22 protein-coding genes are annotated in these 25,409 nt (G+C 65.9%); 13 read left to right on the top strand and 9 right to left on the bottom strand.

What is annotated here, in order from left to right; translation table 11 throughout:
* Window positions 1–20: 20 nt before the first annotated feature.
* The 6 genes from PX52LOC_RS10900 to PX52LOC_RS10925 form a co-directional block, all read right to left on the bottom strand.
* Complete coding sequence (locus PX52LOC_RS10900) at window positions 21–1,244, bottom strand: DegT/DnrJ/EryC1/StrS family aminotransferase (RefSeq protein ID WP_149110125.1); 1,224 nt, start codon at window positions 1,242–1,244, stop codon at window positions 21–23.
* Between the two features lie 83 nt (window positions 1,245–1,327).
* On the bottom strand, window positions 1,328–3,100 hold the full coding sequence (locus PX52LOC_RS10905) for a glycosyltransferase (protein WP_149110126.1): 1,773 nt from the start codon (window positions 3,098–3,100) through the stop codon (window positions 1,328–1,330).
* A 212-nt stretch (window positions 3,101–3,312) separates the two neighbouring features.
* Window positions 3,313–4,890: a vWA domain-containing protein gene (locus tag PX52LOC_RS10910; protein ID WP_149110127.1), complete on the bottom strand. Its 1,578-nt coding sequence runs from the start codon at window positions 4,888–4,890 to the stop codon at window positions 3,313–3,315.
* Window positions 4,891–5,030: 140 nt separating this feature from the next.
* Window positions 5,031–5,855: a polyprenol monophosphomannose synthase gene (locus PX52LOC_RS10915; RefSeq protein ID WP_149110128.1), complete on the bottom strand. Its 825-nt coding sequence runs from the start codon at window positions 5,853–5,855 to the stop codon at window positions 5,031–5,033.
* 94 nt (window positions 5,856–5,949) lie between these two features.
* A complete protein-coding gene (locus PX52LOC_RS10920) occupies window positions 5,950–7,251 on the bottom strand; it encodes a DegT/DnrJ/EryC1/StrS family aminotransferase (protein ID WP_149110129.1) in 1,302 nt (433 codons plus the stop codon).
* Window positions 7,241–8,614 carry a glycosyltransferase family 87 protein gene (locus PX52LOC_RS10925; protein ID WP_149110130.1) on the bottom strand — a complete coding sequence of 458 codons (1,374 nt, stop codon included), beginning with the start codon at window positions 8,612–8,614 and terminating at the stop codon, window positions 7,241–7,243. Before PX52LOC_RS10925 ends, PX52LOC_RS10920 begins: the two co-directional genes overlap by 11 nt.
* Before the next feature lie 311 nt (window positions 8,615–8,925).
* On the opposite strand from PX52LOC_RS10925, the gene PX52LOC_RS10930 reads away from it, so the two are divergent.
* The 9 genes from PX52LOC_RS10930 to PX52LOC_RS10970 all read left to right on the top strand — a co-directional run bounded on the left by PX52LOC_RS10930 (window position 8,926) and on the right by PX52LOC_RS10970 (window position 16,930).
* Entirely contained in the window at window positions 8,926–10,059 is a 1,134-nt protein-coding gene (locus tag PX52LOC_RS10930; protein WP_178132608.1) for a pyridoxal-phosphate-dependent aminotransferase family protein, read from the top strand.
* A gap of 161 nt (window positions 10,060–10,220) precedes the next feature.
* The gene (locus PX52LOC_RS10935) at window positions 10,221–11,165 is read left to right on the top strand and encodes a DNA integrity scanning protein DisA nucleotide-binding domain protein (RefSeq protein ID WP_149110132.1); all 945 of its coding nucleotides are present in this window, start codon (window positions 10,221–10,223) and stop codon (window positions 11,163–11,165) included.
* A 9-nt stretch (window positions 11,166–11,174) separates the two neighbouring features.
* Entirely contained in the window at window positions 11,175–11,495 is a 321-nt protein-coding gene (locus tag PX52LOC_RS10940) for a hypothetical protein (protein WP_149110133.1), read from the top strand.
* A gap of 138 nt (window positions 11,496–11,633) precedes the next feature.
* Window positions 11,634–12,650 (top strand): sulfate ABC transporter substrate-binding protein, encoded by a 1,017-nt coding sequence (locus PX52LOC_RS10945; RefSeq protein WP_149110134.1) that lies wholly within the window; start codon window positions 11,634–11,636, stop codon window positions 12,648–12,650.
* A 43-nt stretch (window positions 12,651–12,693) separates the two neighbouring features.
* A complete protein-coding gene (locus PX52LOC_RS10950; protein ID WP_149110135.1) occupies window positions 12,694–12,918 on the top strand; it encodes a hypothetical protein in 225 nt (74 codons plus the stop codon).
* Window positions 12,915–13,739: a sulfate ABC transporter permease subunit CysT gene (cysT, locus tag PX52LOC_RS10955; protein WP_149110136.1), complete on the top strand. Its 825-nt coding sequence runs from the start codon at window positions 12,915–12,917 to the stop codon at window positions 13,737–13,739. Before PX52LOC_RS10950 ends, cysT begins: the two co-directional genes overlap by 4 nt.
* Window positions 13,729–14,643 (top strand): sulfate ABC transporter permease subunit CysW, encoded by a 915-nt coding sequence (gene cysW / locus PX52LOC_RS10960; RefSeq protein ID WP_149110137.1) that lies wholly within the window; start codon window positions 13,729–13,731, stop codon window positions 14,641–14,643. Before cysT ends, cysW begins: the two co-directional genes overlap by 11 nt.
* The gene (locus tag PX52LOC_RS10965; protein WP_149110138.1) at window positions 14,640–15,692 is read left to right on the top strand and encodes a sulfate/molybdate ABC transporter ATP-binding protein; all 1,053 of its coding nucleotides are present in this window, start codon (window positions 14,640–14,642) and stop codon (window positions 15,690–15,692) included. The genes cysW and PX52LOC_RS10965 overlap by 4 nt, the downstream gene beginning before the upstream one ends.
* Window positions 15,693–15,946: 254 nt before the next feature.
* Window positions 15,947–16,930 (top strand): DUF1559 domain-containing protein, encoded by a 984-nt coding sequence (locus PX52LOC_RS10970; protein ID WP_149110139.1) that lies wholly within the window; start codon window positions 15,947–15,949, stop codon window positions 16,928–16,930.
* 97 nt (window positions 16,931–17,027) lie between these two features.
* On the opposite strand, the gene PX52LOC_RS10975 is transcribed toward PX52LOC_RS10970, so the two are convergent.
* Genes PX52LOC_RS10975 through PX52LOC_RS10985 form a run of 3 tightly spaced genes read right to left on the bottom strand, consistent with a single transcriptional unit; the run spans window position 17,028 to window position 20,884 of the window.
* The gene (locus PX52LOC_RS10975; RefSeq protein WP_149110140.1) at window positions 17,028–17,585 is read right to left on the bottom strand and encodes a sugar O-acetyltransferase; all 558 of its coding nucleotides are present in this window, start codon (window positions 17,583–17,585) and stop codon (window positions 17,028–17,030) included.
* Between the two features lie 12 nt (window positions 17,586–17,597).
* The gene (locus tag PX52LOC_RS10980; protein WP_149110141.1) at window positions 17,598–18,668 is read right to left on the bottom strand and encodes a glycosyltransferase; all 1,071 of its coding nucleotides are present in this window, start codon (window positions 18,666–18,668) and stop codon (window positions 17,598–17,600) included.
* The gene (locus PX52LOC_RS10985) at window positions 18,665–20,884 is read right to left on the bottom strand and encodes a glycosyltransferase (RefSeq protein ID WP_149110142.1); all 2,220 of its coding nucleotides are present in this window, start codon (window positions 20,882–20,884) and stop codon (window positions 18,665–18,667) included. The genes PX52LOC_RS10980 and PX52LOC_RS10985 overlap by 4 nt, the downstream gene beginning before the upstream one ends.
* Window positions 20,885–21,032: 148 nt before the next feature.
* Between PX52LOC_RS10985 and PX52LOC_RS10990 the strand changes: the two genes are divergently transcribed.
* The 4 genes from PX52LOC_RS10990 (at window position 21,033) to nadD (ending at window position 25,403) form a co-directional block, all read left to right on the top strand.
* On the top strand, window positions 21,033–22,427 hold the full coding sequence (locus tag PX52LOC_RS10990) for an ethanolamine ammonia-lyase subunit EutB (protein WP_149110143.1): 1,395 nt from the start codon (window positions 21,033–21,035) through the stop codon (window positions 22,425–22,427).
* An 11-nt stretch (window positions 22,428–22,438) separates the two neighbouring features.
* Complete coding sequence (locus PX52LOC_RS10995; protein ID WP_149110144.1) at window positions 22,439–23,959, top strand: amino acid permease; 1,521 nt, start codon at window positions 22,439–22,441, stop codon at window positions 23,957–23,959.
* Window positions 23,956–24,732 carry an ethanolamine ammonia-lyase subunit EutC gene (eutC, locus tag PX52LOC_RS11000; RefSeq protein ID WP_149110145.1) on the top strand — a complete coding sequence of 259 codons (777 nt, stop codon included), beginning with the start codon at window positions 23,956–23,958 and terminating at the stop codon, window positions 24,730–24,732. Before PX52LOC_RS10995 ends, eutC begins: the two co-directional genes overlap by 4 nt.
* A gap of 62 nt (window positions 24,733–24,794) precedes the next feature.
* Window positions 24,795–25,403 carry a nicotinate-nucleotide adenylyltransferase gene (nadD, locus tag PX52LOC_RS11005; RefSeq protein WP_149110146.1) on the top strand — a complete coding sequence of 203 codons (609 nt, stop codon included), beginning with the start codon at window positions 24,795–24,797 and terminating at the stop codon, window positions 25,401–25,403.
* Window positions 25,404–25,409 lie beyond the last annotated feature (6 nt).

Raw genomic sequence — 25,409 nt, forward strand, 5'->3', positions numbered from 1 at the left:
CCGACTCGTTTTTGATTTGCTCACATCTGCGATCGCTCCGCGCATTCGCGGACGGCGGAGGCGATGTAGTCCAGGTGCTCGCCCGTGTACTTCTCCGACCAAGGCAGCACCAGCACGCCTTCGAGGGCGTCGAACGTGCCGGGGAACTTCTCGGCCGCGTAATCGACGGCCTCCGGGCCGGCCAGCGTGAACGGCCAACGGCTGTTACCGAAGGTCCGCTGTTCCGAGAAGACCGCACAGCGGAAGGCCGGCTTCTGAATGTACCGCGGAGCACTCGCGATGCCGCGTTCCTTCAGCAAGTTCGCCAACCCCGGCGCGCCACCGGCGATGCGTCTGCCGTCCACGCGGAGGCAGTACTTCCAGAACGTATGCACCGCCCGCTCGTCCTGCCACGGCGTTTCCAGGCCGTCGATGCCGGTGAGCTTGGTGCTCAGGTACGCGGCCGAATCCACACGGCTCTGCACCACGCCGGCCAGTTTTTTCATCTGCGCGACGGCCACCGCCCCTTGCAGTTCGCTCATGCGGCCGTTGAGGGCGATGAAGTAGTGGTCCGGCTTCGGGTCGCCATAACCCCACGCCTTGTTCACGAACAAGTACACCCGGCGGGCGAGTGCGGCGTCGTTCGAGACGGTGATACCGCCCTCGCCGGTGGTGATGTGCTTGCCCTGCTGGAGGCTGAAACAGCCGAGCGCGCCAAACGTGCCGACGGGTTGGCCGGCCCACGTCGCGCCGAAGGCTTGCGAGCAGTCCTCGATCACCGGCAACTTGTGCTTGTTCGCGACGGCCATGATGCCGGTCATGTCGCACGGGTTGCCGAACAGGTGCGTGACGACGATCGCCTTCGTCTTCGGGCTGATCGCGGCTTCAACGCTCGCGGCCGTGACGTTGCACGTCCGCGGGTCCACATCGGCGAAGACCGGAATCGCCCCCTGGTACAGGATCGGCGTGAGAGCGCCCATGTCGGTGATCGACGTGGTGACGATCTCGTCGCCGGGTTCGGGGTCGATCGCGGCAAACGCCGCGTGCAAGGCCATCGTGCCGGAGTTGGACGCGACCGCGTGCGTGGCCTTCACGCTGGCGGCGAACTCCTTCTCCAGCGTCTTGACGAAGTTCCCCTTCGTGCTGGTCAAGGTGCCGGTGCGGATCACCTCCGTCAGCAGTTCGATTTCCTCCGCCCCGAGGGTCCGCCCGGTGGCGTCTTGGTCGGAGGGCAGGGGGAGCGGCGGGCCGAGGCGTTGACTCATCACGAATCTCAAGCAAGGAGCGGACGCCGGCCGTGCAGGTGAACACGGGAGCGGCTCGACCACGAACGGGAAGGGTTAATCTATCACCGGCCGGCCGTCACCGGCTCGGCCGCGGGCTGGCGGTCTTCCATCGCCATGTGGCACGGCGTCCCGGCCGTTTCCCGCAGGAGGAGCAAGGCGCGGTCGCGGTCGGCGGGTTGGTACTTCCGGGCGCGGCCGCGGAGGCGGTTCCACGCGAACTTTCGCATCAGCCGGAGGTGGCCGACGATCGTGCGGAGGGTCTTCATCTTGGAGCGACCAAGTAAGCGGACGCTGAGCGTTGTCGGGTGTTCCACGACCCGACTGCCCCGGTGGTCGAGCTGGCCGAGGAGTTCGACCACGCCCAGGAAGTTGCCGTAGCGGACGGGGGTTTCCTTGACCCGCGACCGACGGTAAACACGGAAACAACTCGTGTACGTGTGAAGCTGGTTGAAGAACACCCGGCGGTATAGCCGGCTCGCCCCTTGCGAGAGGAACAGCCGCCACCGCGGGACGTTCCGCACCTCGCCGTCTGGGTGGTACGGCGAGGCCGTCACCAGATCCACGTCGGGCGTCAACTTTGGGATCATCGCCAACAGTTCGTGCGGGTCGTAGGTGCAGTCGGCGTCCATCGAGCAGACGATTTCCGTGTCGGCCGCGTCGAGGCCGGTCAAGATCGCCGCCGCGACGCCGCGGTTCGACTCGTGGGCGATGAGCGTCACGTCGGGCCACGAGCCGAAGGTTTCCGTGATCTCCGTCTGCGTGTCGTCGGTGCTGGCGTCGTTGACGAGCAGGAACCGCGGGTCGTAGCCGGCCTGCTGGAACGCCCGGCGGACTTCCGTTAGCGTGTTCGCCAGGAACGGGATGACCGGTTCCTCGTTGTACAGCGGGATCACGATGCTGACCGGCGTGCGCTCGACGGTCGGCGAGGACGGACCGAGGTCGATTTCGAGCAGGGTCGGCGGCGCGGGCGTGTGGACGGCCGGTTTCAGGGTCAGGCCGAGGTGGGCGGCGGCGGTGTCGAAGGAGAACCGCTCCAGGTATTCGGCCACCTTGCCGCGCATGAGGTCGAGGTTGCGGTAGTGCCGCACGCGGGTCAGCCAGCCGGTCGATTCGAACCGCGGTTGCTCGGGGTCGAGTTCCCAGGTGTGGAAGTACATCACCAGGGGCGCGTCGTGCCGGGATTCCCACGACCGCACGGCCCGCCGCATGAGCAAACTCGGGAACTGTCGCAGCCAGTTGCCGCCGATCGGCACGTCCATGCCGAGGATGCGGGCGGACGAAATCGGCAACTCGCCGATCGGGCCGGAGAGCGTGACTTCCTCGTGAACCAGCTTCCGCCACGGCTCGGCCGAGAAGTTCCGCAGGATCGGCCCGAGGCTGGAATCGTAGGCGAACCCTTCTTGCTTCAGCACCTCCAACGCCCACAGGTCGGCCGGACGGAACCATCCCTCGGCCGTGCGGTAGCCGATAACAGTCTGGCCGCTGGCGTTTTCGATGGCCCGGCGAGACCGGGCGAGGTCGTCCCCGAACTGCTGCGGCGTCAGGTGGCGGATGTCGTGCCAGTTGTACCCGCGGCTGGCGACCTCGTGCCCGCGGTCGGCGACCTTACGAATCAGGTCCGGCAGCGACTCTGCCACGCGGCCGAGGACGAAGAACGTGGCCTTCGCCTGGTACTGGTCCAGCAGGTCGAGCGTGCGGTCCGTTTGTTCGATGATCCGCGATTCGTACCGCTGCCAGTGCTCGGGCCGGACGAACCGCTGAAACGCCCCAACTTGGAAGTAATCCTCCAGGTTGATCGTGAGAATGTGCTTGCGTTTGGTAGGCTGGGTAACCATCGGGAACCAGTGGGCGTCCGCGGAGGGATTCAGCTAGGGCCACATCTTTCCAGCATGGCGTTCATTGTACTCCGGGCGGTGGCAGAAAACCTTAGTCCGCATTTAACGATTGAGCAACTTTTCATGAGGTAGTTGCAGGACCGACAAAAACAAACTCGCGGCGCGAACAAGGGACGCCCTTATTCGTGCCGCGAGTGGGCAATCTGGGCGATTTATTCTTTCTCGCTCAAACCTTGCAGCTTCTTCGCCTGTCGCACCAGTTGAAGGAACTCGGTGCGATGGCCGGCCGCATCCGGGCCACGCGAGGCTTCCGCATCCTTTAGGACGGCGGCGTAATTGGCCGTGCCCTTGAAGGCGGAGTCGCGGAGCAGCAGTCCGAACTGCGCGACGGCTGCCGCGAAGCGGAAGTCCCCGCCGGGTTGCCTCTCGATCGCGTCGGCCGGCAGTGGCTTCCGCAGTTCCAGGCTCTTTTCCGATTCCGGGTGCTTGTACCGCATCCGCACGGTGAGCCATTCCCCGGCCCTCGCGACCGACTGCGAAGGGGCCGCGTACTTCGACGGCTCGGTCGTCGGCACGTCCACCGGCACGCCGACCGGCACGATTTCGTACAGGGCCGTCACGGTATGGCCGCTGCCCATGTCGCCCGCGTCCTTCTTGTCGTTCTTGAAGTCCTCGTTGTTCAGCAGGCGGTTCTCGTAGCCGATCAGCCGGTAGGCCGAGACGAGGTTCGGGTTGAAATCGACCTGGAACTTCACGTCCTTCGCCACGGTCATCAGCGTGCCGGCCTGCTCGACGAAGACCTTGTGCGCCTCGGCTTCGCTGTCGATGTAGGCGTAGAAGCCGTTGCCGTGGTTCGCGAGCAGTTCCAGGGTCGTGTTCTTGAGGTTGCCCATGCCGAAGCCGAGAACGGTGAGGAAGACGTGGCTGGTCCGCTGCTGTTCGATCAGCCGTTGGAGTTCCCCCTCGCTGGTCGTGCCGACGTTGAAGTCGCCGTCGGTGCAGAGGATGACGCGGTTGACGCCCCCCTCGATGAAGTTCAGGCGGGCTTGATCGTAGGCCATGCGGATGCCGCCCCCGCCGTTGGTGGACCCGTTCGCGTCGAGCGCGTCCACGACTTGCCGGATGCGGCCCTTCAACCGGCCCGGCGTCGGCGGCAGTTTCAACGCGGCATCGCCGGCGTAGGTGACGATGCTCACGAAGTCGCTCGGCCGGAGTTGGTCGATCAGCATCCGCAGCGAGGTCTTCACCAACGGCAACCGGGTCTGATCGGCCATCGAGCCGGACGTGTCGATGAGGAAGACGAGGTTCCGCGGCGGCACCTCGGCGGCCGAAACCTCGCGGGCCTTCACGCCGATTCGCACGAGGTTGTGCTTCGCTTGCCACGGGCACGGGGCAATGTCGAGTGTCAGCGACACTGGGTCGTCGCCGTCCGGTTGCGGGTAGGAGTAGGGAAAGTAGTTGACGAGTTCCGCGAGCAGGACCGCATCCTTCGGTGGCAACTTCCCTTCATTCAGGAACCGCCGGACGTTGCTGTAGCTCGCCGTGTTCACGTCGGCCGAGAACGTCGAGAGCGGCTCCTGCCTGGCCGACCGGAAGGCATTCTCGGTGACGTGCGAATAGTTCTCTTGTTGCAGGTGGTCGAAGTGTTGCTGGTTCAATTGCCCGTCGATTCCGCCTATTTTGGCGGCGATCGCCGGTGATGAACTCTGTTGACTGGAACAGCCGACAATCAGAAAGGCGCAGACGGCACCGGCGGCCGCGCACGCGGCCCGCGTGTGAGAAAACGGCATGACCCGTCCTCCGAAGAGATGGTTGAGGGAACGGACCGACCGGACGCGCGACCGACGGACTGGCACCAGAACGAGACGCGGCCGCGGGAATTATTCCCGCGGCCGCGTCGGAATCGAGCGTTTTGATGTAGCCGCAGGCTTTAGCCTGCGTGCGACTCCTGCCGGTGACGGTCGGCATGCCGGGGCGAATGCCCTTCGCCGGTGGAAGATTGCCGCAGGCTAAAGCCTGCGACTACAGTCGGAGAACCAACGGCCCGCGGCAGCGGGCGGAACCGCAGGCCGAGCAAGAAACGGAGGAATCGCACCACCTCGCGAACCCCCATCTTCGACTCGCCGGCTTCGCGCGGGTGGAACGTGATCGGCCGTTCGCCGATGCGGTAGCCCATCTGGTGGGCGGTGTAGTTCGTTTCGAGGATGACCGAGTAGCCCTTCGACCGCAGCCGCGTCAGGTCGATCGACTCCAACACGTCGCGGCGGAACAGTCGCAGGCCGTTGGTGGCGTCCGCGATCGGCAGCCGCGTGACCCACCGCGTCAGCCGGTTGGCGACGCGGCTGTTCGCGTGGCGGTGCAGGTTCCAGCCCTGGATTTCGCTCGTCGGCAGGTACCGCGAGCCGATCATCACGTCGGCTTCACCCGCCTCAATGACCTTCAACAGTTCGGGGAAGACGGCCGGGTCGTGCGACCCGTCGGCGTCCATCTGGCCGATGAAATCGACATCCTGCCGCAACGCTTCCGCGAAGCCGGCCCGCACGGAGGTGCCGAAGCCCTTGTCGGCGGTGCGGAGGACGAGTTGCACCCGCGGTTCGCGTCGGGCGAATTCTTCCACCACCTTCGCCGTGCCGTCGGGCGAGTTGTCATCGACGACGATCGCCCGGTACTCCGGCCCGACCGCGAGGATGCGTTCGAGCAGGCGGCCGATGTTCGCGGCTTCGTTGAACGTGGGGATGACGATGGCGACGGACATGGGGCGAACTCCGAAAGGCGAGCGGCCCGGCGTAAGCGGGCCGTGTCTGTCACTGCCGAGACACGGCCCGCTTACGCCGGGCCGCTCGCCGTCCTCACGCCACGACTTTGCTCCACACGGCGGCCCGCTGCGGGGCGACCGCCGGCTTGCGGCCGAAGAACTCGTACAGTTTGTCCGCGACGTAGTCGATGGCGTCGTTCGTGATCGACTGGTGGCAGCCGATGTAGAAGCCGCTGTTGTTCAGCCACCGGGCGACCGGGTAGTGCGGTTCCAGGTCGCCGAACATCTTCTTGTAGATCGGCTGGTTAATCAGCGGCAACAGGTCGCGGGTCTCGATGCCGTGCGACTCCAGGTGGTTGACGAGGTCGCGCTTCGAGCCGTCGCGGACGACCAGCGGGAAGAGCATGAACACGTGGTCGCGGTCGGCCGGGATCGTCGGCAGTTGCAGCACGTCGTTGAGGCCGGCGAACCGCTCCCGGTACCGCTTCGCGATGCCGGTGCGGCGGGCGATGATGTCGTCCTTGCGTTCGAGTTGCGCCAGGCCGATGGCGGCTTCCATCTCGGTGCAGCGGAAGCTGTGGCCGAGGTGGACGAACCGGAACCGCCGGGCGGCGATCTCGAACAGTTGCTTCTTGTTCACGCCGTCGTCGTCGTCGATGGACAGATAAATCGAATCGCGGCCGTGGTTCATCAGGCTCTTGAGCATGATGGCCAGGTCGGGGTCGTTGGTCGTCGCGAGGCCGCCGACGCCGGTGACGATGTAGTGGGCGATGTACGTCGAGAAGCACCCCACGTCGCCCCACGATCCGACCTTCCGCCCGGCACAGTTGGCGAACATCGTCTCGCACGAGTCTTCCACGATCTTCAGCCCGCGGCGCTTCGCGATCTCGGCGATCGCGACCATGTCGGCCGGCAGGCCGAGCAGGTGGACGGGCAAAATTGCCTTCGTTCGCGGCGTGATCTTCGCCTCGATCTTGGCCGGGTCCATGTTGTACGTCAGCGGGTCCACGTCCACGAACACCGGCGTCAGGTTGTTGTGGATGACGACGTTGCTCGTCGCCACGAACGTCACCGCCGGCACCAGCACCTCGTCGCCGTCCTGCCAGCCGTGCATCTCCTTCAGCGCGGCCAGCGCGATGTGCAGCGCGCTCGTGCCGCTGTTGCAGAAGATGGCGAATTTGCAGTCGTGCATCTCCGCGAACATCTCCTCGAACCTCTTCGTGAACGGGCCGTAGGAGAGGCGGTTGCTGTCGATCACCTGGCCGAGGTATTCCTTTTCTTTCGCGCCCATTTGCAGGTCGCCGACCGTCACCTTCAGCGGTGCGGCAGCTGCCGGTGTGTGCGGGGCGTCGGTGCGGACGCGGAACGGGCCGAGCACCTGCGAGTTATTCGACATGGCAACACTCCGTTGTTGGCGATGGTCGAGGGAGGGAGACGACGGCCGTGTGCGAAATCACGACCGAAGGAACGCCCGGCTCCGCCGATTGTTCCTTGATGCGCCGCACGAGGCACGCGGCCACGGCGACCAGCGAAACGACCTTTAAGCCGAGCATCACGCTCGGGCTGATGCCGAACGCCAGCGGCTGCACCCACACGCACGTCAGGCCGAGAACGACGTGCAGCAGCACCGAGTCGCGGCGGTCCCACACGGCCAGGGCGGCCATCGGCAGGAAGAACAAGTTGTAGTCGTTCGACACCCGGGGCACGAACGTCGCCGCGGCCGCCGTCCAGAGCAGGAACGGCACGAGCACGTTCCGCGGGTTCGGGCAACGACGGACGTAGAAGCCGACCCACAGCAACAGGGAGCCGACGATGCCGACGGCCGCGATGCCGCCGGGGATTTTCGTCAGGAACGCGAACCGCGTGTCCCGCCACAGTGGAGCCCAGGCGAACGTGATCGAGTGCGTGGCCGGCAGGACGGAGAAGTTGTGGAACTTCTCGTCGGTGATGGCGGCCAGGTCTCGGAGGTTCTGCACGAAGATCGGCAGGTTCTGGAACTGGAACGCGAGGAACACCACCCCGGCCGCCGCCGTTAGCCCGACGGCGCGATACCGCCGCAGGAACAACAGCGGGAAGACCAGGAGGCCGGGGTAGACTTTCAGACAGACCGCCAGCCCGAGGGCCGCACCGATGACGGCGTCCGCCCGCCAACCGGTTCGCCGCAAGCCCCAGGCCATCGCGAGAACGAGCGGTACGAGCAAGAGATCGTAGTTCCCGCGCTCCATCGCGAAGTCAACCGGGGCCGAGGTCACAATCGCGGCCACCGCGGCCAACAGCGGCACCGGGGCCAAGCCCAGTGACTGCCGCGACCGCCACGCGGCCACCGCTCCCATCGCGGCGAGGGCGGCCAGCGCGATCGTCCAGACGGCGATGGCCTTCTTCACCGAGAAAAGCGCGCACCACGCGAAGCAAAGGACGACCACCGGCGGGTAGCAGAGCTTCCGGGCGATCGGGTCTTTGAAGTCTTCGCGGTACGGGTCGTGGCCCTTCGCCCAGAAGTTGGCCGCCTGGAAATTGTGCAGGAAGTCGAGGGCCATGAACTCGTACGGCCCGTACCACGTCACGGGGGCGTTCTTCACCTTCCACTTCTTGACGGATTTAATCCAGGACTGCCCCCAGGAGACGAGGACGAGCAGCGCGACCAGGCTGAGCAGCCCGCGCGTCGTCATCAGCGGCCGCGCGACAGCCGCGAGCCGAACCCGCCACCCGCGTGCGTCCGCCGTGTCAGCACCGACGCCGGCGAGGAAAGCCAGCCGCATGAATCGCCTCCCGAAGTCCCTTCCGGGCGTGAACCGTGACCGGCCGCGATTCTGCAACGGGCGGGCGATGGCCGTCAAGTGCAGATACGGCGGATGAAAAACGGAACGCGGATGACGCGGGATTTTGAACGCCGGATCACGCGGGATAGAACGGAACCAGATTGGGTCTTATCCCGCGTGATTCGCGTCTTCCGATCCTGCGTGATCCGCGTTCCGTTTTTCGGCTTTCGCCACCCCGCGAACTCGCATCCGCGATCCCGTCTCCGTAAAACGACAGTCTGTGATTCTTGCTCTCCGAAGGGACCCACGTGATGAAGACGCGCTTGTTCACCCCCGGCCCGACGCCCGTTCCCGAAGAAACGCTGCTGGAACTCGCGAAGCCCGTCGGCTACCACCGCTCCGCGGAAGCGAAGGCGATCCTCGCGGAACTGACTGAAGACCTGAAGTACGTCTTCCAGACGACGAACACGGTGGTGACGATCACCAGTTCCGGCACCGGCGGGATGGACGCGGCTGTGTCGAGCAGCCTCGCGGCCGGCGAGAAAGTGATCCTGCTGACGGCCGGCCGGTGGGGTGAGCGGTGGCGCGGCATCCTCAAGGCGTACGGCACGAACATCGTCACCGTCGAAGTGCCCTACGGCAAGGCCGTCACGCCAGAGATGCTCGAAAGCGCGTTGAAAGCCAACCCGGACGCGAAGGCGGTCTTCGCCACTCTCAGCGAAACGTCCACCGGCGTCGGCCACGACCTCGAAGCCTTCGGCAAGCTCACGTCGAAGACCGACGCGCTGCTCATCGTCGATGCGATTTCCGGCCTCGGTGCGATGGAGTGCCACACCGACAAGTGGAACCTCGACATCGTCGTCACCGGCTCGCAGAAGGCCTTGATGCTGCCGCCGGGCCTCGCGTTCGTCAGTGTCAACGACAAGGCGTGGAAGAAGATCGAGGCCAACCCCGTCCGCAACTTCTACCTCGACCTTCGGCGGTACAAGAAGTCGATCGCCGAGAGCGACACGCCGTTTACCCCGGCCAACACGCTCATCAAAGCCCAACGCGCGAGCCTGAAGCGCATCCGCGCGGAAGGCATCGAGAACCTCTGGGCACGGCACGCCAAGATGGGCAACGCCGCCCGCGCGGCCGTGAAGGCGATGGGCCTGGAACTGTTCGCCGAGCGGCCGAACAACGGCCTGACGGTCATCACCGTGCCAAACGGCGTGGACGGCAGCGCGACGTTGAAGGCGATGGAGAAGAAGTACGGCTTCAAGCTCGCCGACGGCCAAGACAACATGAAGGGCAAGATCTGGCGGCTGTCGCACATGGGCTATACCGACGCCTTCGAGGTCCTCGGCGCGATCGCGGCCCTGGAACTCGTGCTGATCGAAGGCGGCCACAAGATCGAACCGGGCGTCGGCGTCGCCGCCTTTCAGAAGGCGTTCGCCGCGAAGTAGTCTTCGCGATTGTGAAAGAACCTCGGACAGCGAGCGGGCCATTCTCCCGCTCGCTGTTTGCCATTTTCGGACAGAAATTCCACAAATCGCACGTTCCACCGTTGGCCCCAGACCAACCCATCCCTTAGTATTGGTCAACTCATATCCGCGGATGATCGCCTATGTCGTTACCGATGCAAACGGCTGCCCTCATGCAGGCGGCCCGTGATACCGTGCGGGCACTGCCGGCCGACGCCGTGCTGCTGCTCACCGAGACGCCGCTCGACTGGGACGAAGTCTCGGAGAAGCTCCTCGGCTGCCGGCTGTTCCTCGCGGCTGAGAACCCCGCGCTGCTGAAGTCTCTCCGCGAGCGCGACGGCTGGACCGTCATCGACCTCCCCCCCGACCCGCTGCCGACGCAAGACCGGCTGAGCAACGCCCTCCTCCGGGCCGTCACCGAAGAAAAGTTGAAACCGGGGGCGCACGTCGTCGTGCTGTACAACGGCATCACGAGCCTCGACGACGCCCCGGAACCGATCGACACCCTCAGCGTCATTCACCTCGGCGAACACCTGGAGAAGATGACTTCGCAAGACCTGCGGAAGCTCGGCACCGGGGTGCCGCAGGACGTGCTAAAGGCGGTCGTCGAACTCGCCACGGAGATCGGCCGCGAGGGCCGTGAGGGCCACCCGACCGGGGCGATCATCGTCGTCGGCGACACGCGCAAGGTTGGGGCGATGGCGAAGTTCCGCAACTTCAACCCCTTCCGCGGCTACACCAAGAAGGAACGCGACATCCGGCAGCGCGACGTGCGCGAGCAGATCAAAGAAATCGCCAAACTCGACGGGGCCATCCTCATCGACCGCGACGGCATCGCCGAGGCCGCGTGCGTTTACCTCGACGTGCCGACGGAGGGCGTTGATCTGCCGAAGGGTTTCGGCAGCCGCCACCTATCTGCCGCCGCAATTAGCAAGAAGACGAAGGGCATCGCCTTCTGCGTGAGCCAATCGTCGGGCACCGTCCGTGTCTTCCAGGGCGGCGAGGAGAAACTGCGCATCGAACCGCTCGACCGGCCGCACGTCTGGCAACCGCTGAAGTTCGAGAACCCGGAAGGCCTCGATGGGTAGCGTTGACCGATGGGACTGTTCATCTCGTACCTGGCGACGCAAGCCTTGTTCACCGCCGGCATCTTCTGGCTCGGTCGCCGCCTGAGCCGGTATCTGAACCCCAAGTCGCCGATCGACCAGAAACGCGGCCGGGTCGTGACGGTCTGGGTCACGACCCTGTACGGCGTCGGTGCGGTCGTCGGTGGCTTATTGGGTTTTGGCGATCACCAAGCGATGTCAGAAACCGGAACCGGCCTCGCCGGGATGGGCTTGATGGCGGGCGTGGTCATTGGCAATATCCACGCGGTCCTCACCATCCGCCCGGAGCCAGTTGCCCCTTCAGAACGATAACCATTTCTTCCGATTATTTCGATCACGACACCGACTGTCCGCGAACCTCCGCGGTCCTACCCTGTCACTACTGCACTTGACAATCATTCTCTAGCCGATAATCATTGTGAAGATTCGATCGCGGGAGATGGTACGTCCATGGTGCGAAAGGTTCTAACCGCCGGCCTCATTGTTTACGTCCTCGGCGCGTTCGTCTGGGTCGTACTGGCTGGGTTCGCTCGCAACGAGCAGTTGCTGAACGTCGCCTGCGATCCGACTCGCGAACTGTGGCACGACATCAACATCGCGTTCGCGAAGGACTACGAAAAAGAACACGGCGTGAAACTCGGTATCCGCCAATCGCACGGCGGGTCCGGCAGTCAGGCGCGGGCGGTCATCGACGGCCTGCCGGGCGACGTGGTGACGCTGGCCCTCTGGACCGACACCGACGCCATCCGCAAGGCCGGGCTGATCGAGCCGAACTGGGAAGACAAACTGCCGAACCGCTCGCTGCCGTACATCTCGACCATCGTGTTCGTGGTGCGGAAGGGGAACCCGAAGAACCTCCACGACTGGCCGGACTTGGGCCGACCGGATGTCAGCGTGATCACGCCGAACCCGAAGACTTCGGGCAACGGCAAGTGGAGCTTCCTGGCGATGTGGGGGGCGATTACCACCCGCGGCGGTACCGAGGCGGACGCCCTGGAGTACGTCTCACAAATCTACCGCCGGGTGCCGGTGCTGGACGCGGCCGCACGGGGGGCGACGATGACCTTCGCCCAGAAGAAGATCGGCGACGTTCACCTGACCTGGGAAAACGAGGCCCAACTGGAAGTGCAAGAAGCGAACGGCGAGTTGGAAATCGTCTACCCGAAGGTGAGCGTGCTGGCCGAACCGCACGTCGCCGTCGTGGACAAGGTCGTGGACCGCAAGGGCACGCGGGCGACGGCCGAGGCGTACATGAAGTTCCTGTACACCGAGCCCGCACAGGAGATCATCGCCCACCACTACTACCGCCCGACGAACCCGGCGGTGAAGGCCCGCACGGCCGACCGCTTCCCGGCGATCGAGCTGTTCCCGGCGTCGAAAGTCGGGCCGACGTGGGACGCGATTCAGAAGCGGTTCTTCGCCGAAGGCGGCGTGTTCGATCAGATCTACGCGACTGGCAAGAAATGACTTTGGAACCCGGTAATGTCATCGCCCTGAAGGTGAGTTTCCGATGACCGCGAACGTCAGCTATCAAGAAGAGTGGGCCGCGAAGGAAACCCCGCGCGAGGCGTTGGTCGCCAAGCTCGCGCAGGCGGCCTACGCGGTGGCGCTCGGCCACGGCCGGCACCTCCCGTTTACGGACCTCGAACTCGCCCTGTGGCGGGAACTTCGGGCCGTACTCGACCGCGAACTCGCCGGCGTCAACCTCGGCGAGCGAGCCGGAGACGCGGCATGAGTACGGCGAGTCGCCGCGTGCTGCCCGGCTTCGGCCTGGGATTGGGGTACACGCTCGTGTACCTCAGCATCCTGGTGCTGATCCCGCTCGCGGCCTGTCTGCTGAAAGCCGCCGACCTGAACGCCAGCGAGTTCTGGGCGGCCGTGTGGACGCCGCGGGCCGTCGCCGCGTACCAACTCACGTTCACCGTCTCGCTCGTCGCGGCGCTCATCAACGTCGTTCTCGGGCTGATCGTCGCCTGGACGCTCGTGCGGTACGAGTTCTTCGGCAAGCGGTTCGTCGACGCGCTCGTGGACGTACCCTTTGCGCTGCCGACGGCGGTGGCCGGGTTGGTCTACGCGAGCCTGTACGTCAAGGACGGCTGGCTCGGGCAGTTCCTCGTGCCGCTGGGTTTCGAAGGGGCGTATACCCGCAACGGCATCGTCCTCGTGCTCGTCTTCACCGGCTTCCCGTTCGTGGTGCGGACGGTGCAGCCGGTACTCGAAGAGTTGGACGCGGAGACGGAAGAAGCCGCGGCCGTGCTCGGGGCAAATCGCTGGCAGACGTTCCGCCGCGTGATCTTGCCGAGCCTGATCCCGCCGACGCTGACCGGCTTCACGCTCGCGTTTGCCCGCTCCATCGGTGAGTACGGGTCGGTCATCTTCATCAGCAGCAACATGCCGTTCAAGACCGAGATCGCCCCGGTGCTGATCGTCTCGCGGCTGGAAGAGTTCGCCTACAAGGAAGCGGCCGCCATCGCGGTGCTGCTGTTGGCGTTCTCGTTCGTGCTGCTGGTGGTCATCAACCTCCTCGAACGCTGGAGCCGCCGCCATGACGGCTAACGTCCTCGAAGAAGCTCCCGCTACCGTGGAACACCTGCCGCCTCCGCCGAAGCCGCGGTCCGACCCGTGGTACGTCCGCTACGCGCTCATCGGGCTGACGCTCCTGATCGTCGGCGGGCTGGTCGTCGTGCCACTCGCCAGCGTCTTCGTGCAGGCGTTCAGCAAGGGTGTCGGCGCGTACTGGGACAACCTGTTCAACAACGCCGACACCCGGCACGCAGTCTTTCTAACGCTGATCGTCGCGCCGGTCGCGGTGGCCCTAAACACCGTCTTCGGTGTCGCCGCCGCGTACACCATCGCCCGCTTCCGCTTCCCTGGCCGCACGATCCTGACCACGCTCATCGACCTGCCGTTCAGCGTCTCGCCGGTGGTCGCCGGGCTGGTCTTCGTGCTGCTCTTTGGCCTGCAAACGCCGATCGGGGCGTGGCTGAAGGATCACGGCTACCAGATCATCTTCGCCCCGCCGGGGTTGGTCCTCGCGACGGCGTTTGTGACGTTCCCGTTCGTCGCCCGCGAACTGATCCCGGTTCTGGAAGCGAACGGGGCGGATGAAGAGATGGCCGCCCGCAGCCTCGGCGCGACCGGCTGGCAGATGTTCTGGCGGGTCACGGTCCCGAACATCAAGTGGGGCCTGCTCTACGGCATCATCCTGTGCAACGCCCGTGCGATGGGCGAGTTCGGGGCCATCTACGTCGTCAGCGGCCGCATCGGCGGGCAGACCGACACGATGCCGCTGCGGGTCGAGAAACTGTTCCAGGAATACAACCAACCCGCCGCGTTCGCGCTGGCGTCCGTGCTGACGATGCTGGCCCTGGTCACGCTCGTCATCAAGGTCGTCGTCGAACGGAAGATGCGGGCGCAGATGACGCGGCCGAACGCGGCCGCGGAGGAGCCGACGAAATGAGTATCACCGTCCGCAACGCCACCAAGAAATTCGGCACGTTCACGGCCCTCGACAACGTCTCGCTCGACGTGCCGGAGGGGGAATTGCTGGCACTGCTCGGGCCGTCCGGGTCGGGCAAGACGACGCTGCTGCGCATCATCGGCGGCCTGGAGCACGCCGACGCCGGCACGGTCCACCACTCCGACAACGACGTGACCCGGCACAGTGCGAAGGACCGCAACTTCGGCTTCGTCTTCCAGCACTACGCGCTGTTCAAACACATGACCGTGTTCGAGAACGTCGCCTTCAGCCTCCGCGTGCGGAACTGGAAGAACGGCGACGTGACGACGCGCGTCAACGAACTGCTACACCTCGTCCGCCTCGAAAATCACGGCCAGCGGTACCCGGCCCAACTCTCTGGCGGGCAGCGGCAGCGGATCGCACTCGCGCGGGCGCTTGCCGCCCGACCACGAGTGCTGTTGCTCGACGAACCCTTCGGTGCCCTCGACGCGCGGGTGCGCACCGAGTTGAGGCAGTGGTTGCGGAAACTGCACGACGAGGTGCCGGTGACGACGATTTTCGTCACGCACGACCAGGAAGAGGCCTTCGAAGTGTCCGACCGCGTCGTCGTGATGAACGCCGGCAAGATCGAGCAAGCCGGCACGCCGCAGGAGGTGTTCGACCACCCGGCCAACGCCTTCGTGATGGACTTTCTTGGCCAGGTGAACGTCTTCCACGGCCGCGTCCACGAGGGCAAGGCGATCGTCGGCGATCTGGAGTTCGACCTGCCGAGCCACCGCGAGGACGGCCCGACGAAGGTCTTCGTTCGGCCGCACGAACTCGACCTGGCCACGCAGGCCAACGGCGTCGCAAGTATGCACGCCACGGTCAAGCACATCGTCCCGGCCGGGGCGGTCACGCGGGTACTTGTGTCGGTCGTCGAGACAGGGTTAGAACTGAACGTCGATCTGCCGCCTTACCGTTCGGCGGAACTAAAGCTCAAGAAGGGCGATGCGGTGTTCGTCTTACCGCGGAAGGTACGAGTCTTCGAGCCAGACTACGCGATTTGATTATCAATTCGGTCGTCTATGGGAAGATCGGCTTCGGGAGCAGTAATCCCGAAGCCGATCTTCTGCGTTTTTAGGTCAGTAGATAGCCTGGAATGAAGCCATTTCTCTGGTCATTTTCCCGAATTCTGCAGCCCTGTTCAAAATAATCTTGACTAAGACGATGATAACGATAGTATTTATTCAGATCAATCACCAAGTTGACCGACTTAGTAGTCTGTTGACCAGGAATGCGGTCCATCACTCAGGAGTCCGAGATGAAGCGAGTCCTTCCCCACCGTCGTAGCGGCTTCACCCTCATCGAACTGTTGGTCGTCATCGCGATCATCGCCATTTTGATCGGCCTGCTGCTTCCGGCGGTCCAGAAGGTCCGCGAAGCGGCCGCCCGCTCGACGTGTACGAACAACCTCAAGCAACTCGGCCTCGCCCTGCACAACCATGAGAGCACCTACGGCTATCTGCCCAGCAGCATTCGGCCGTCGGGCAGTACGACCCTGCCGCGGACGAGTTGGATGATCCCATCGCTGGCGTTCGTTGAGCAGGACAACCTTCGCAAGAACTACGACACCACGATCAGTTGGGGGGCCGGCACGAACGTCGCCACGACTTCGCAGAAGATTAAGGTTCTGAACTGCCCGTCGACGCCGAACTCGGACCGCCAGGACGGCGACCCGCAGGCCGCTACCTGGGCGAACATCGTCGCGGTGACGGACTACGCCGCGGCGACCGGCGTTCACCCGGTCTCGACGGTGGTGAACTCGACCGGCGTACTCATCCCGGGCATCCTCGAAAAGAATAAGACCCCGGGTAACAAGTTGCTGGCCGTCACCGACGGGTTGTCGAACACCATCGCCATCACGGAATCGGCCGGCCGCCCGCAGATTTACCGCCTCGGGAAGCCGTTCGGCACGGTGCCGACGAACAAGGTGAACGGCGGCGGCTGGGCCCGCCCGGCGTCCGACCTGGACTACTTCCCGACGACGCCAGACGGTACGTCCTACGCGACCTCGGCCACCGCCGCTTGCGCCATCAACTGCGCCAACGGCTACGACTACCCGACGTACAACGTGGCCCCGTTCCTCACGGAAGGGTCCAGCGCCCCGTACTCGTTCCACACCGGCGGCATCAACACGCTGCTCGGCGACGGCTCGGTGCGGTTCATCCGCTCGACCGTCACCCCGCAGAACTTCGCGGCCCTCGTGACGCGGTCGAACGGCGAAGTGAATTCGAGCGACGATTGATTTTGGACGACTCCGACAAACCACGGCGGCGGGCGAGTGTTCGCCCGCCGCTTTTGCTTTTGTGACCGGGTTGAAGGCTTTCGAAGGGGCGCTGCCGTCAGTCGGTGATCGCCCGCACCACGCGGCACGGGTTGCCGACGGCGAGAACGCCATCGGGGATCGACTTCGTGACGACGCTGCCGGCCCCGATGACGGTCTTCGAGCCGATGGTCACGCCGGGGCAAATGATCGCACCACCGCCAACCCAGACATCCGAGCCAATGGTGATCGGCTTACCGAACTCCTGGGTGCGGCGCAGTGCGGCGTTCAGCGGGTGGGTGGCGGTGTAAATCTGCACGGCCGGGCCGAAGAACGCGAAGTCGCCGATCGTGACCTTGCACACGTCCAAAATCACACAATTGAAGTTGAAGTAGACCCGCTCGCCGAGTTCGATGTTGGTGCCGTAGTCGCAGTAGAACGGCGGTTGCAGCCAGGCCGAGTCGCCGCCCTTGCCGAGTAGGTCTTTCAGGATCTGCCGGCGGACGCCCTGGTCGCCCTCGCGGGTGGCGTTCAAAATCTGGCACAGGTCGCGGGCACGGTCGCGGCCCTTCACTAACTCCGCGTCGAGCGCGTCGTACAGTTCCCCGGCCAGCATCTTCTCACGTTCATTTCGCATCGGAACCCTCCGTCACACGGCACAGGCGGCGAACTGTCGGGCGAACAACTCGCGGAACCGGGCGGCAATCGCTGTCTGCGAGAACCGCTCGCGATAGCGGCGACGGCCGGCCCGCAGGTGCCGTTCGCGGGTGGGGCTGTCGTCAATCACCTCGCGAACGGCGTTCGCCAGAGTCGGGGCGTCGTTCGCGTACCGAACCGCGTCGCCGCCGGTGTCGGGCACGGCCGTTCGCGGCACGCCGACGATCGGCACGCCGAGGACCATCGCTTCCACCAGCGGCACGCAAAACCCTTCGTGGTCGCTCGTGACGAGGAGCAAGTCCGAGGCCAAGTACAGAGCTTTCAGTTGGGCCGTCGAAACGTGGCCGGTGACGACGAGCGAACCGGCCACGCCGAGGGATTCGGCCCGCTTCAAGACGCGGTCGGAGTAGTCGGCGTAAACGTGTTCGCCGGCCAGGACGAGTCGGGCGTGCGGGTCGCGGAGTTCAGCGAGCGTCTCGACGGCGAGTTCCAGGTTCTTATTCGGGGCCACCCGGCCGACACACAGCAGCGTCGGCGCCCAGTTGTCGAGGCCGCCGAGGTTGTCGGCGTCCGGGGTCGTTCGCAGCAGCGTCTCGGCTTGGTGGAACGGCGGCAGTTCCTCCGAGCGAAGCGTGGGCACGTCGTCGGCCAAGTCGCGGGCGTTGAACGCGGAATCGACCCAGAACGGCACACCGGAACGAGCCAGCCGAATCGCCTGCTGCCGGCCGACTTCGCAATCGGGGACGGCCTCTGGGTTCACATCCGTGAAGAACCGCGGCGGCGTGACGTTGTGGAACTTCACCACCGCTTGATGCGGATACCGTTCGACGGCCCGAACAGCCGTGTCGCACCGCAACGAGTGGTGGTAGATGACCGCGTTGTCGCCGTGCCGGAGGAAGTCCGCGAGGTCGGCGAGCGGGAACACGTCTTCGTCCACGCGGGCCTTCTCGGCGAAGAACCGCACGTCGTGGCCGTCGGCCCGCAGGGCGTTCGCCATGCCGAGTACGTCATGGCCGATGGCGTCGCCGTCGTTCAAGATCGGGGTCGCAATCGCAACGGTCATCGGGTCGGTTCCAGCAGGTCGTATTGGTCCAACACCTTCAACAGCTTCCGGCCGGTGTCGCGCCAGGTGAAGGTGCGGGCGCGGCTCGCGGCGGCTTCTCCGAAGGTCGCCGCCTCCGCCCGATCGCGGTAGACGCGGCGCATTTGCTCGACAATCGCGGCGTCGTCCGGGTCGGCCCAGCGGCCGCGGTAGATGTCGTTGTTCGCCTCGACGAGCTTGTGCGGCACCGCGTACCCGACCGATTCGTCGAAGAACTCGGTGAGGCCGCTGTAGTTCGCGGTGATGAGCGGCACGCCGCAGGCCATCGCTTCGAGCAGGTGGAAGCCGAACCCCTCGGCGAACGAAGCGTTCACGTAGGCGGTCAGCGAGCGGTTCCACCGTGCGAGGTCGGAGTACGGCAGGGCGGCCCGGACGATTTCGATTCGCGGATCGTCGTCGATCTCGAACGGCGGGCAGTTCGGCGTGATCTTCACGCGCAGCCGAACGTCGGCTTCCGTCGGGAACGCGGCCCGGAACAGATCGACAACCCGCCGGACGTTCTTCCGCAACCCGCCCGCACTGAGTGCCCCCGCGGTGCCGAAGATGCACAGCGAATCGCTTGGCCGACTCGGATGAAACACTAGCGGGTCGTAGCCGAGCGGCACGACTTCGATCGGCACGGTCACGCCGCTGACGCGGAAGCACTCGGCCCCCCACCGACTCGGCACGATGACCACGCGCGAGCGGTTCAGCACCGCCACTTCGGCCGCGTCGAGGCGGTCGCTCTCCCACATCGTGTACGCGGCCGTGCGGTCGTCGGGAGCGAAGCTTTTGAGGAGGAACGGCGGGGCGATCGCGAGTTGCGGTTGCGTCGTCCGCTTCACCTTCTTCGGCCGCAGGTCCGGCGGCAGCAGGTCGGGGAAGACGCCGGCCGCGTGGTGCTGTTGAACGTCCACGCCCGCGGACCGCAGGCCCTTGAGCATCGCGAACACGACGTAATCCCACCCGCTGATGCCGCGGATGCTGCCCGCGAGGACGAGCGACCGAGTAGCCGGCCGGGCCGGTCGCTTCGCGGCAACCGCTTCCCCCGTGTCGAGCGGGAAGAGTTGCGGTTCGTTCAGGCAGGCCGTTGACGTTTCGGGAATGAGCGAAGCCGCCCACCGCGTGACGCCGACAGCGGTCGTCGCGTTCAACTTCTCCATCGCGTTCTGCAAAAACGCTCGCGGCAGCAACGCAGCCGTGCCCCCGCCGGGAACGGGGCAGGTGACGCAATCCGCGTCCGCTTGCGCGAACCGCAGCAGGGCCGCCTCGGCGAGTTCCCAGTCGGGCGGCAGCACGAGCACGCGGTCCGATTCCAGCGATTCGAGCGCCCGGCTGACGGCTTGCGACAGTCCGCCGTCACCGCCCGGCCGCACGATGCGGATGCGCGAATCCCACGCGGTCAGCGAGAGCAACTTTTGCGAAACGGCGTCCGTCGGCCACGCGACGGCGAGTTCCCAGTGCGGGTAGACCTGCCGCAGCACGCTGAGGATGGCCTGCCGGGCGTGGTCGGCCCGCGTCAGGTCGGCCGGGATCAGCACGGCTACCGGAGTCGGCGTCGCGATCGCGTCGGCCTCGTGCTTCAGCTTCGCGATTTCGTCCGCGGACAAGGCCCGCCGCCGCCACCACATGGCCGAGACTTCGGCCGCCCTCTTCACTTCGATCCGCATCGTGCGGCTGTCCGGCAGGCCGCGCAACACCTTCCGCCCGAACTCGCGGAGCCGGCCCTGAGCGAGCAGTTTGCCGCCGCGCGAGACGACCGGCCAGAAGCAGTTGTAGGACTGCAACAGCTTCAACTTCAGCCGCACGGCCCGCGCGACGGTGCGAGCCTTCGAGGTTCGCCGAAGTTCGAACCGGGTGAGCGTGAACGGGCCGCCGACGTGTCGCAGCGTGAGTTCCAATCGGTGAACCGGCCGCGGCAGGCGGACAATCAGGTCTTCGCGCAGGTCGTGGTTCCACTCGAAGGCTTCGAGCTTCTCTCCGTCGGCGAACAGCTCGGCACGCTTGCGGATCGCCGGCCGCCCCGCGTTCGTCAGCGCCAACCGGAGGCGATACCAGCCCGCCGGCAGCGGGGCGTCTGTCGTGAAGCGGACGACGTGCCCGTGGGCGTGCCAGGTGTTCGGCGGCCCCTCCGCGACGGGCGACAGGTCGGGACCGGGCACGAGGTCAAAGGCGGCAACAGCGGGACGGACCAGCACGACGGCACTCCTTGCCGGGAATCGGTGTGATGGTCCGAAAGATCACGGGGCGGTGTCAAGAGCGAAAGCCGGGCGGCCAGCGCTTGTGGTCGGCCGCCCGGCTTGCTATCTTCTGCTAACGTAAGCCCCCATCCTCGACGCCCGCCTCATGGCATTCACGCACACCATCCGCGGCGAGCGGTTCGTCTTCCCGACGCTCGCCGACCTGTTGGCGAAGGCAAACGAGAAGAAGTCCGGCGACGAACTCGCCGGCATCGCCGCCCGGTCCGAGCGCGAGCGGGTGGCCGCGAAACTCGCCCTCGCGGACGTGCCCCTCGCCGACATCGTGGCGACCCCCGTCATCCCGCCGGAGCAGGACGACGTTTCGCGACTGATCCTCGACTCCCACGACCGCGAAGCGTTCCGCGAGATCGCCCCGTTGACCGTCGGCGAGTTCCGGGAACTGTTGCTCGACGGCGCGACCGACCTTCGGGGCATTGGCCGCGCGATCACACCCGAGGTGGCCGCCGCCGTCACGAAGTTGATGGCGAACAAGGAACTCATCGCGGTTGCTGCCCGCATCCGCAACGTCACCCGCTGCCGGAACACGGTCGGCGAGCGTGGCGTGCTGAGCATCCGCGTGCAGCCGAACCACCCGACCGACGACTTGACCGGCATCCTCGTCTCAGCCCTCGACGGCCTGATGTACGGCTGTGGCGACGCCATGATCGGCGTGAACCCCGCGAACGACTCGGTCGAATCGACGGCCGCGGTGCTCGGCGGGCTAGACCGGCTCATCACGAAACTCGGCGTGCCGACGCAGGCGTGCTGTCTGGCCCACGTCACGACCCAACTTGCGGCCCTCGACCGCGGTTCGCCCGTCGATCTGCTGTTCCAGTCCATCGGCGGCACGCAGGCCACGAACGCCAGCTTCGGTGTCAGCCTACCGTTGCTCCGCGAAGGCCGGGAGCGTGTCCTCGAATCGCATCGGCAGCGCGACGTGCCTTGGGCTGGCGATCAGGTGATGTACCTGGAGACGGGGCAGGGCAGTGCCCTCTCGGCCGACGCCCACCACGGCGTCGATCAGCTCACGATCGAGGCGCGGGCCTACGCCGTGGCCCGGTCGCTCGACCCGTTCCTCGTCAACAGTGTGGTCGGGTTCATCGGCCCCGAATATCTCGCCGACGAGCGGCAGATCGTCCGGGCCGGGTTGGAAGACCACTTCGTGGGCAAACTGCTCGGCCTGCCGATGGGCGTGGACGTGTGCTACACCAACCACGTGGACGCCGATCAGAACTCGGCCGACAACCTGATGGTGTTGCTCGCCGCGGCCGGGTGCAACTACTTCATGGGCGTGCCGTGCGGCGACGACGTGATGCTGAACTACCAGTCCACGAGCTACCACGACGCGGCGACGGTCCGCGAACTGTTCGGCCTGTCCCCCGCCCCGGAGTTTCTGACCTGGCTGGAAGCCCGCGGGATCTTTAAGAATGCTCGTCTCTCCCCGCTCTCCGACGACCGGCCCGCCCTGGCGGGCCACCTCCAACACCTCCTGACCGGCTGACGGGGACGCGCATGAGTGCCGAATCCGACGACGTGCGAACGCTCCACAAGATGGGCTACGCCCAGGAACTGTCCCGCTGCCTGAACGGGTTCTCGAACTTCGCGATCTCGCTGTCGATCATCTGCATCCTGGCCGGCGGGATCACGTCGTTCCACGTCGGGTACTGCTCCGTCGGCGGGGCCGCCATCGGCCTCGGCTGGCCGCTGGTGTGCCTGTTCTCGTTGTGCGTCGCGGCCACGATGGGGCAAATTGCGTCTGCCTTCCCGACGGCTGGCGGCCTGTACCACTGGGCGGCGATTCTCGGCGGCCGCGGCTGGGGCTGGGGCACGGCGTGCTTCAACCTCCTCGGCCTCGTGACGGTCCTCGCCGCGATCAACGTCGGCACGGTGGAATTTGGTTTCGCGGCCTTCTCGCCGGCGTTCGAACTCGACGCGGCCACGAAACTGGTCGTTGTCGTCGTAATGACCGCGACGCAGGCGTTGGTCAACCACCTCGGCATCCGCGTGACGCGGGTGCTGACCGATTTCAGTGGCTACTGGATTGTGCTGGTGTCGATCGTGCTGACCGTCAGCCTCCTGGCGACGGCCCCGTCCTTCGACCTGTCGCGGCTGTGGACGTTCACGAATTTCAGCGGCACGCCGACGGGCGGCGACCCCGTTTGGCCGCCGACGCAATCGCTGACGTGGCTGTTCGCCCTCGGTTTCCTGCTGCCCGCGTACACGGTGACGGGGTTCGACGCCTCGGCCCATGCGGCAGAGGAAACAGTCGATGCCTCGCGGAACGTGCCGAAGGGGATCGTTCGGTCGGTGCTGGTGTCCGGGGCGTTCGGATGGCTGATGCTGGCTGCGATCGTGTTGTCAATGCGCGAACCGGCGGCGGCCGCCGAGCGCGGCAGTCGGATCGTGCCGCTGGCAATTGGCGATGCCCTCCCGGGAACGCTCACGACCCTCTTGCTCGGCGGCATTGCCGTCGCGCAATACCTGTGCGGGCTGGCTACGATCACCTCCGCGTCGCGGGTGGCGTTCGCCTTCGCCCGCGATGGCGGCCTGCCGGCGTCGAAGTGGGTCCGCCGCGTCTCGCCGCGGTTCCGCACGCCGGCATTCGCCATCTGGCTTGTGGCAGGGGCGTCCGTGCTGTTCACCGTCTACTCGCCCGTCTACTCGACGATCACTGCCGTGTGCGTGATCTTCCTGTACATCTCCTACGTGCTCCCGACCGTGATCGGCCTCTTCGCCTACGGCCGGTGGTGGACGGAGATGGGGCCGTGGACGCTCGGCGCGTGGTTCCGGCCGCTGGCGGTCGTGAGCGCTCTCGGGTGCGTCGGGTTGATCGTCATTGGGATGCAACCACCCAACGACAAGGCCGTGATCGTCGTCGGCGTCACGACCGCAGCACTGGCCGGGTTCTGGTTCGCGGCCGCGCGATCGAAATTCCCCGGCCCGCCGCACGGCGTGATGACGATGCAACAGCGGGAGGCCATCCGCCACGCGGAAGAGGTCGTTCACGAGCCGTCGGTGGAGGCTCCGGCGTGAGTGACACCGCCCTGTCACCCGACGACCCACTGCGGCAAGCGTTGGACCGAACGCCGGCCCGCGTCCTCGTCGGCCGCGCGGGAACGGGTTACCGGACGGCGACGTGGCTAAAGCTCCGCGAAGACCACGCGGCGGCCCGTGATGCCGTCGAGGAAGAGTTAGACCTGCCCCGCGCCTTCCGCCCGGAGCAGATCGCTGCCCACGGCTTGTTCGCCGTGACGACGCTGGCGAGATCGAAGGGGGAACACCTGATGCGGCCGGACTTGGGCCGGCGGTTCGACGCCGCGTCCCGCGAGCGGATTCAAGCATCCTGCCCGGCCGGGTGCCAGTTTCAGGTCGCCATCGGAGACGGCCTGTCGGCCCTCGCCGCGGCCGCCCACGCCCCGGCGTTGCTCGACGAACTCTCTGCGAGGGCCGGGGAGCGGGACTGGTCGTTCGGCCGGCCGTTCGCCGTCCGCCACTGCCGGGTCGGGGTCGTGAACGACATCGGTGAGTTGCTCCAACCCCGGGTCGTCGTCCTGCTGATCGGCGAACGGCCGGGTTTGGCGACGGCCGAAAGCCTGTCGGCGTACCTGGCCTTCCAACCGCGGTGCGGGCAGACGGACGCCGACCGGAACTTGATCTCGAATATTCACGCGAACGGCGTGCGTGTGCCGGCCGCGGCCGCCCGCATCATCGACCTCGCGGCCCTGTTCGTGGCACTCGGCCGCAGCGGTGTGACCGTCAAGGAACAGCCAGCGGCACCGCAAAGCCTCCGCGACGGGCCGGAGTGATGGAACAAAACCTTCGGTCGTGCCCGTCACCATTCGGCGGTCGGCTCATATAAACTGACGGCATGAACATCGGCATCTTCGGCGGAACTTTCGACCCCGTCCACCACGGCCACCTCATCCTCGCGGAACGCTGCCGGGCCGACGCGGGGCTGGACGAAGTCTGGTTCCTACCCAGCTACAAGCCGCCGCACAAAGTCGGCCGGCCGATCACGCGGTTCGAACACCGCTGCGACATGATCGCGCTCGCCACCACCGGCCAGCCACTCTTCCGCGTGGAAGCGATCGAGAAGGAACTGCCGCCGCCGAGCTTCACGGCCAACACGCTCGCCGAACTCCGCGTGCGGCACCCGGAGCACGCCTTCCACCTCATCGTCGGGGCCGACTGTTTGCCCGACCTGGCCCAATGGCACGAACCGCGGCGGGTGCTGGAACAAGCCTCGCTCGTGGTCGTCCCGCGACCCGGCACGCCTTTGTGGACCCGCGAGCAACTGGCGGCGTCGCTCGGGATGCCGCCCGCGGACGTGCGGTTGACGGTGGTGGAATGTCCGCTGATGGAGATTTCCAGCCGCGACATCCGCACCCGCGTCGCGGCTGCACAAACGATCCGCTTCCTACTGCCGCGGAGCGTCGAGGAGTTCATCCGCGAGCGGAAGCTGTACGCGCATGAGTAGGGTCAC

It is taken from the genome of Limnoglobus roseus (assembly GCF_008254045.1).
In the GTDB taxonomy this organism is placed as follows: domain Bacteria; phylum Planctomycetota; class Planctomycetia; order Gemmatales; family Gemmataceae; genus Limnoglobus; species Limnoglobus roseus.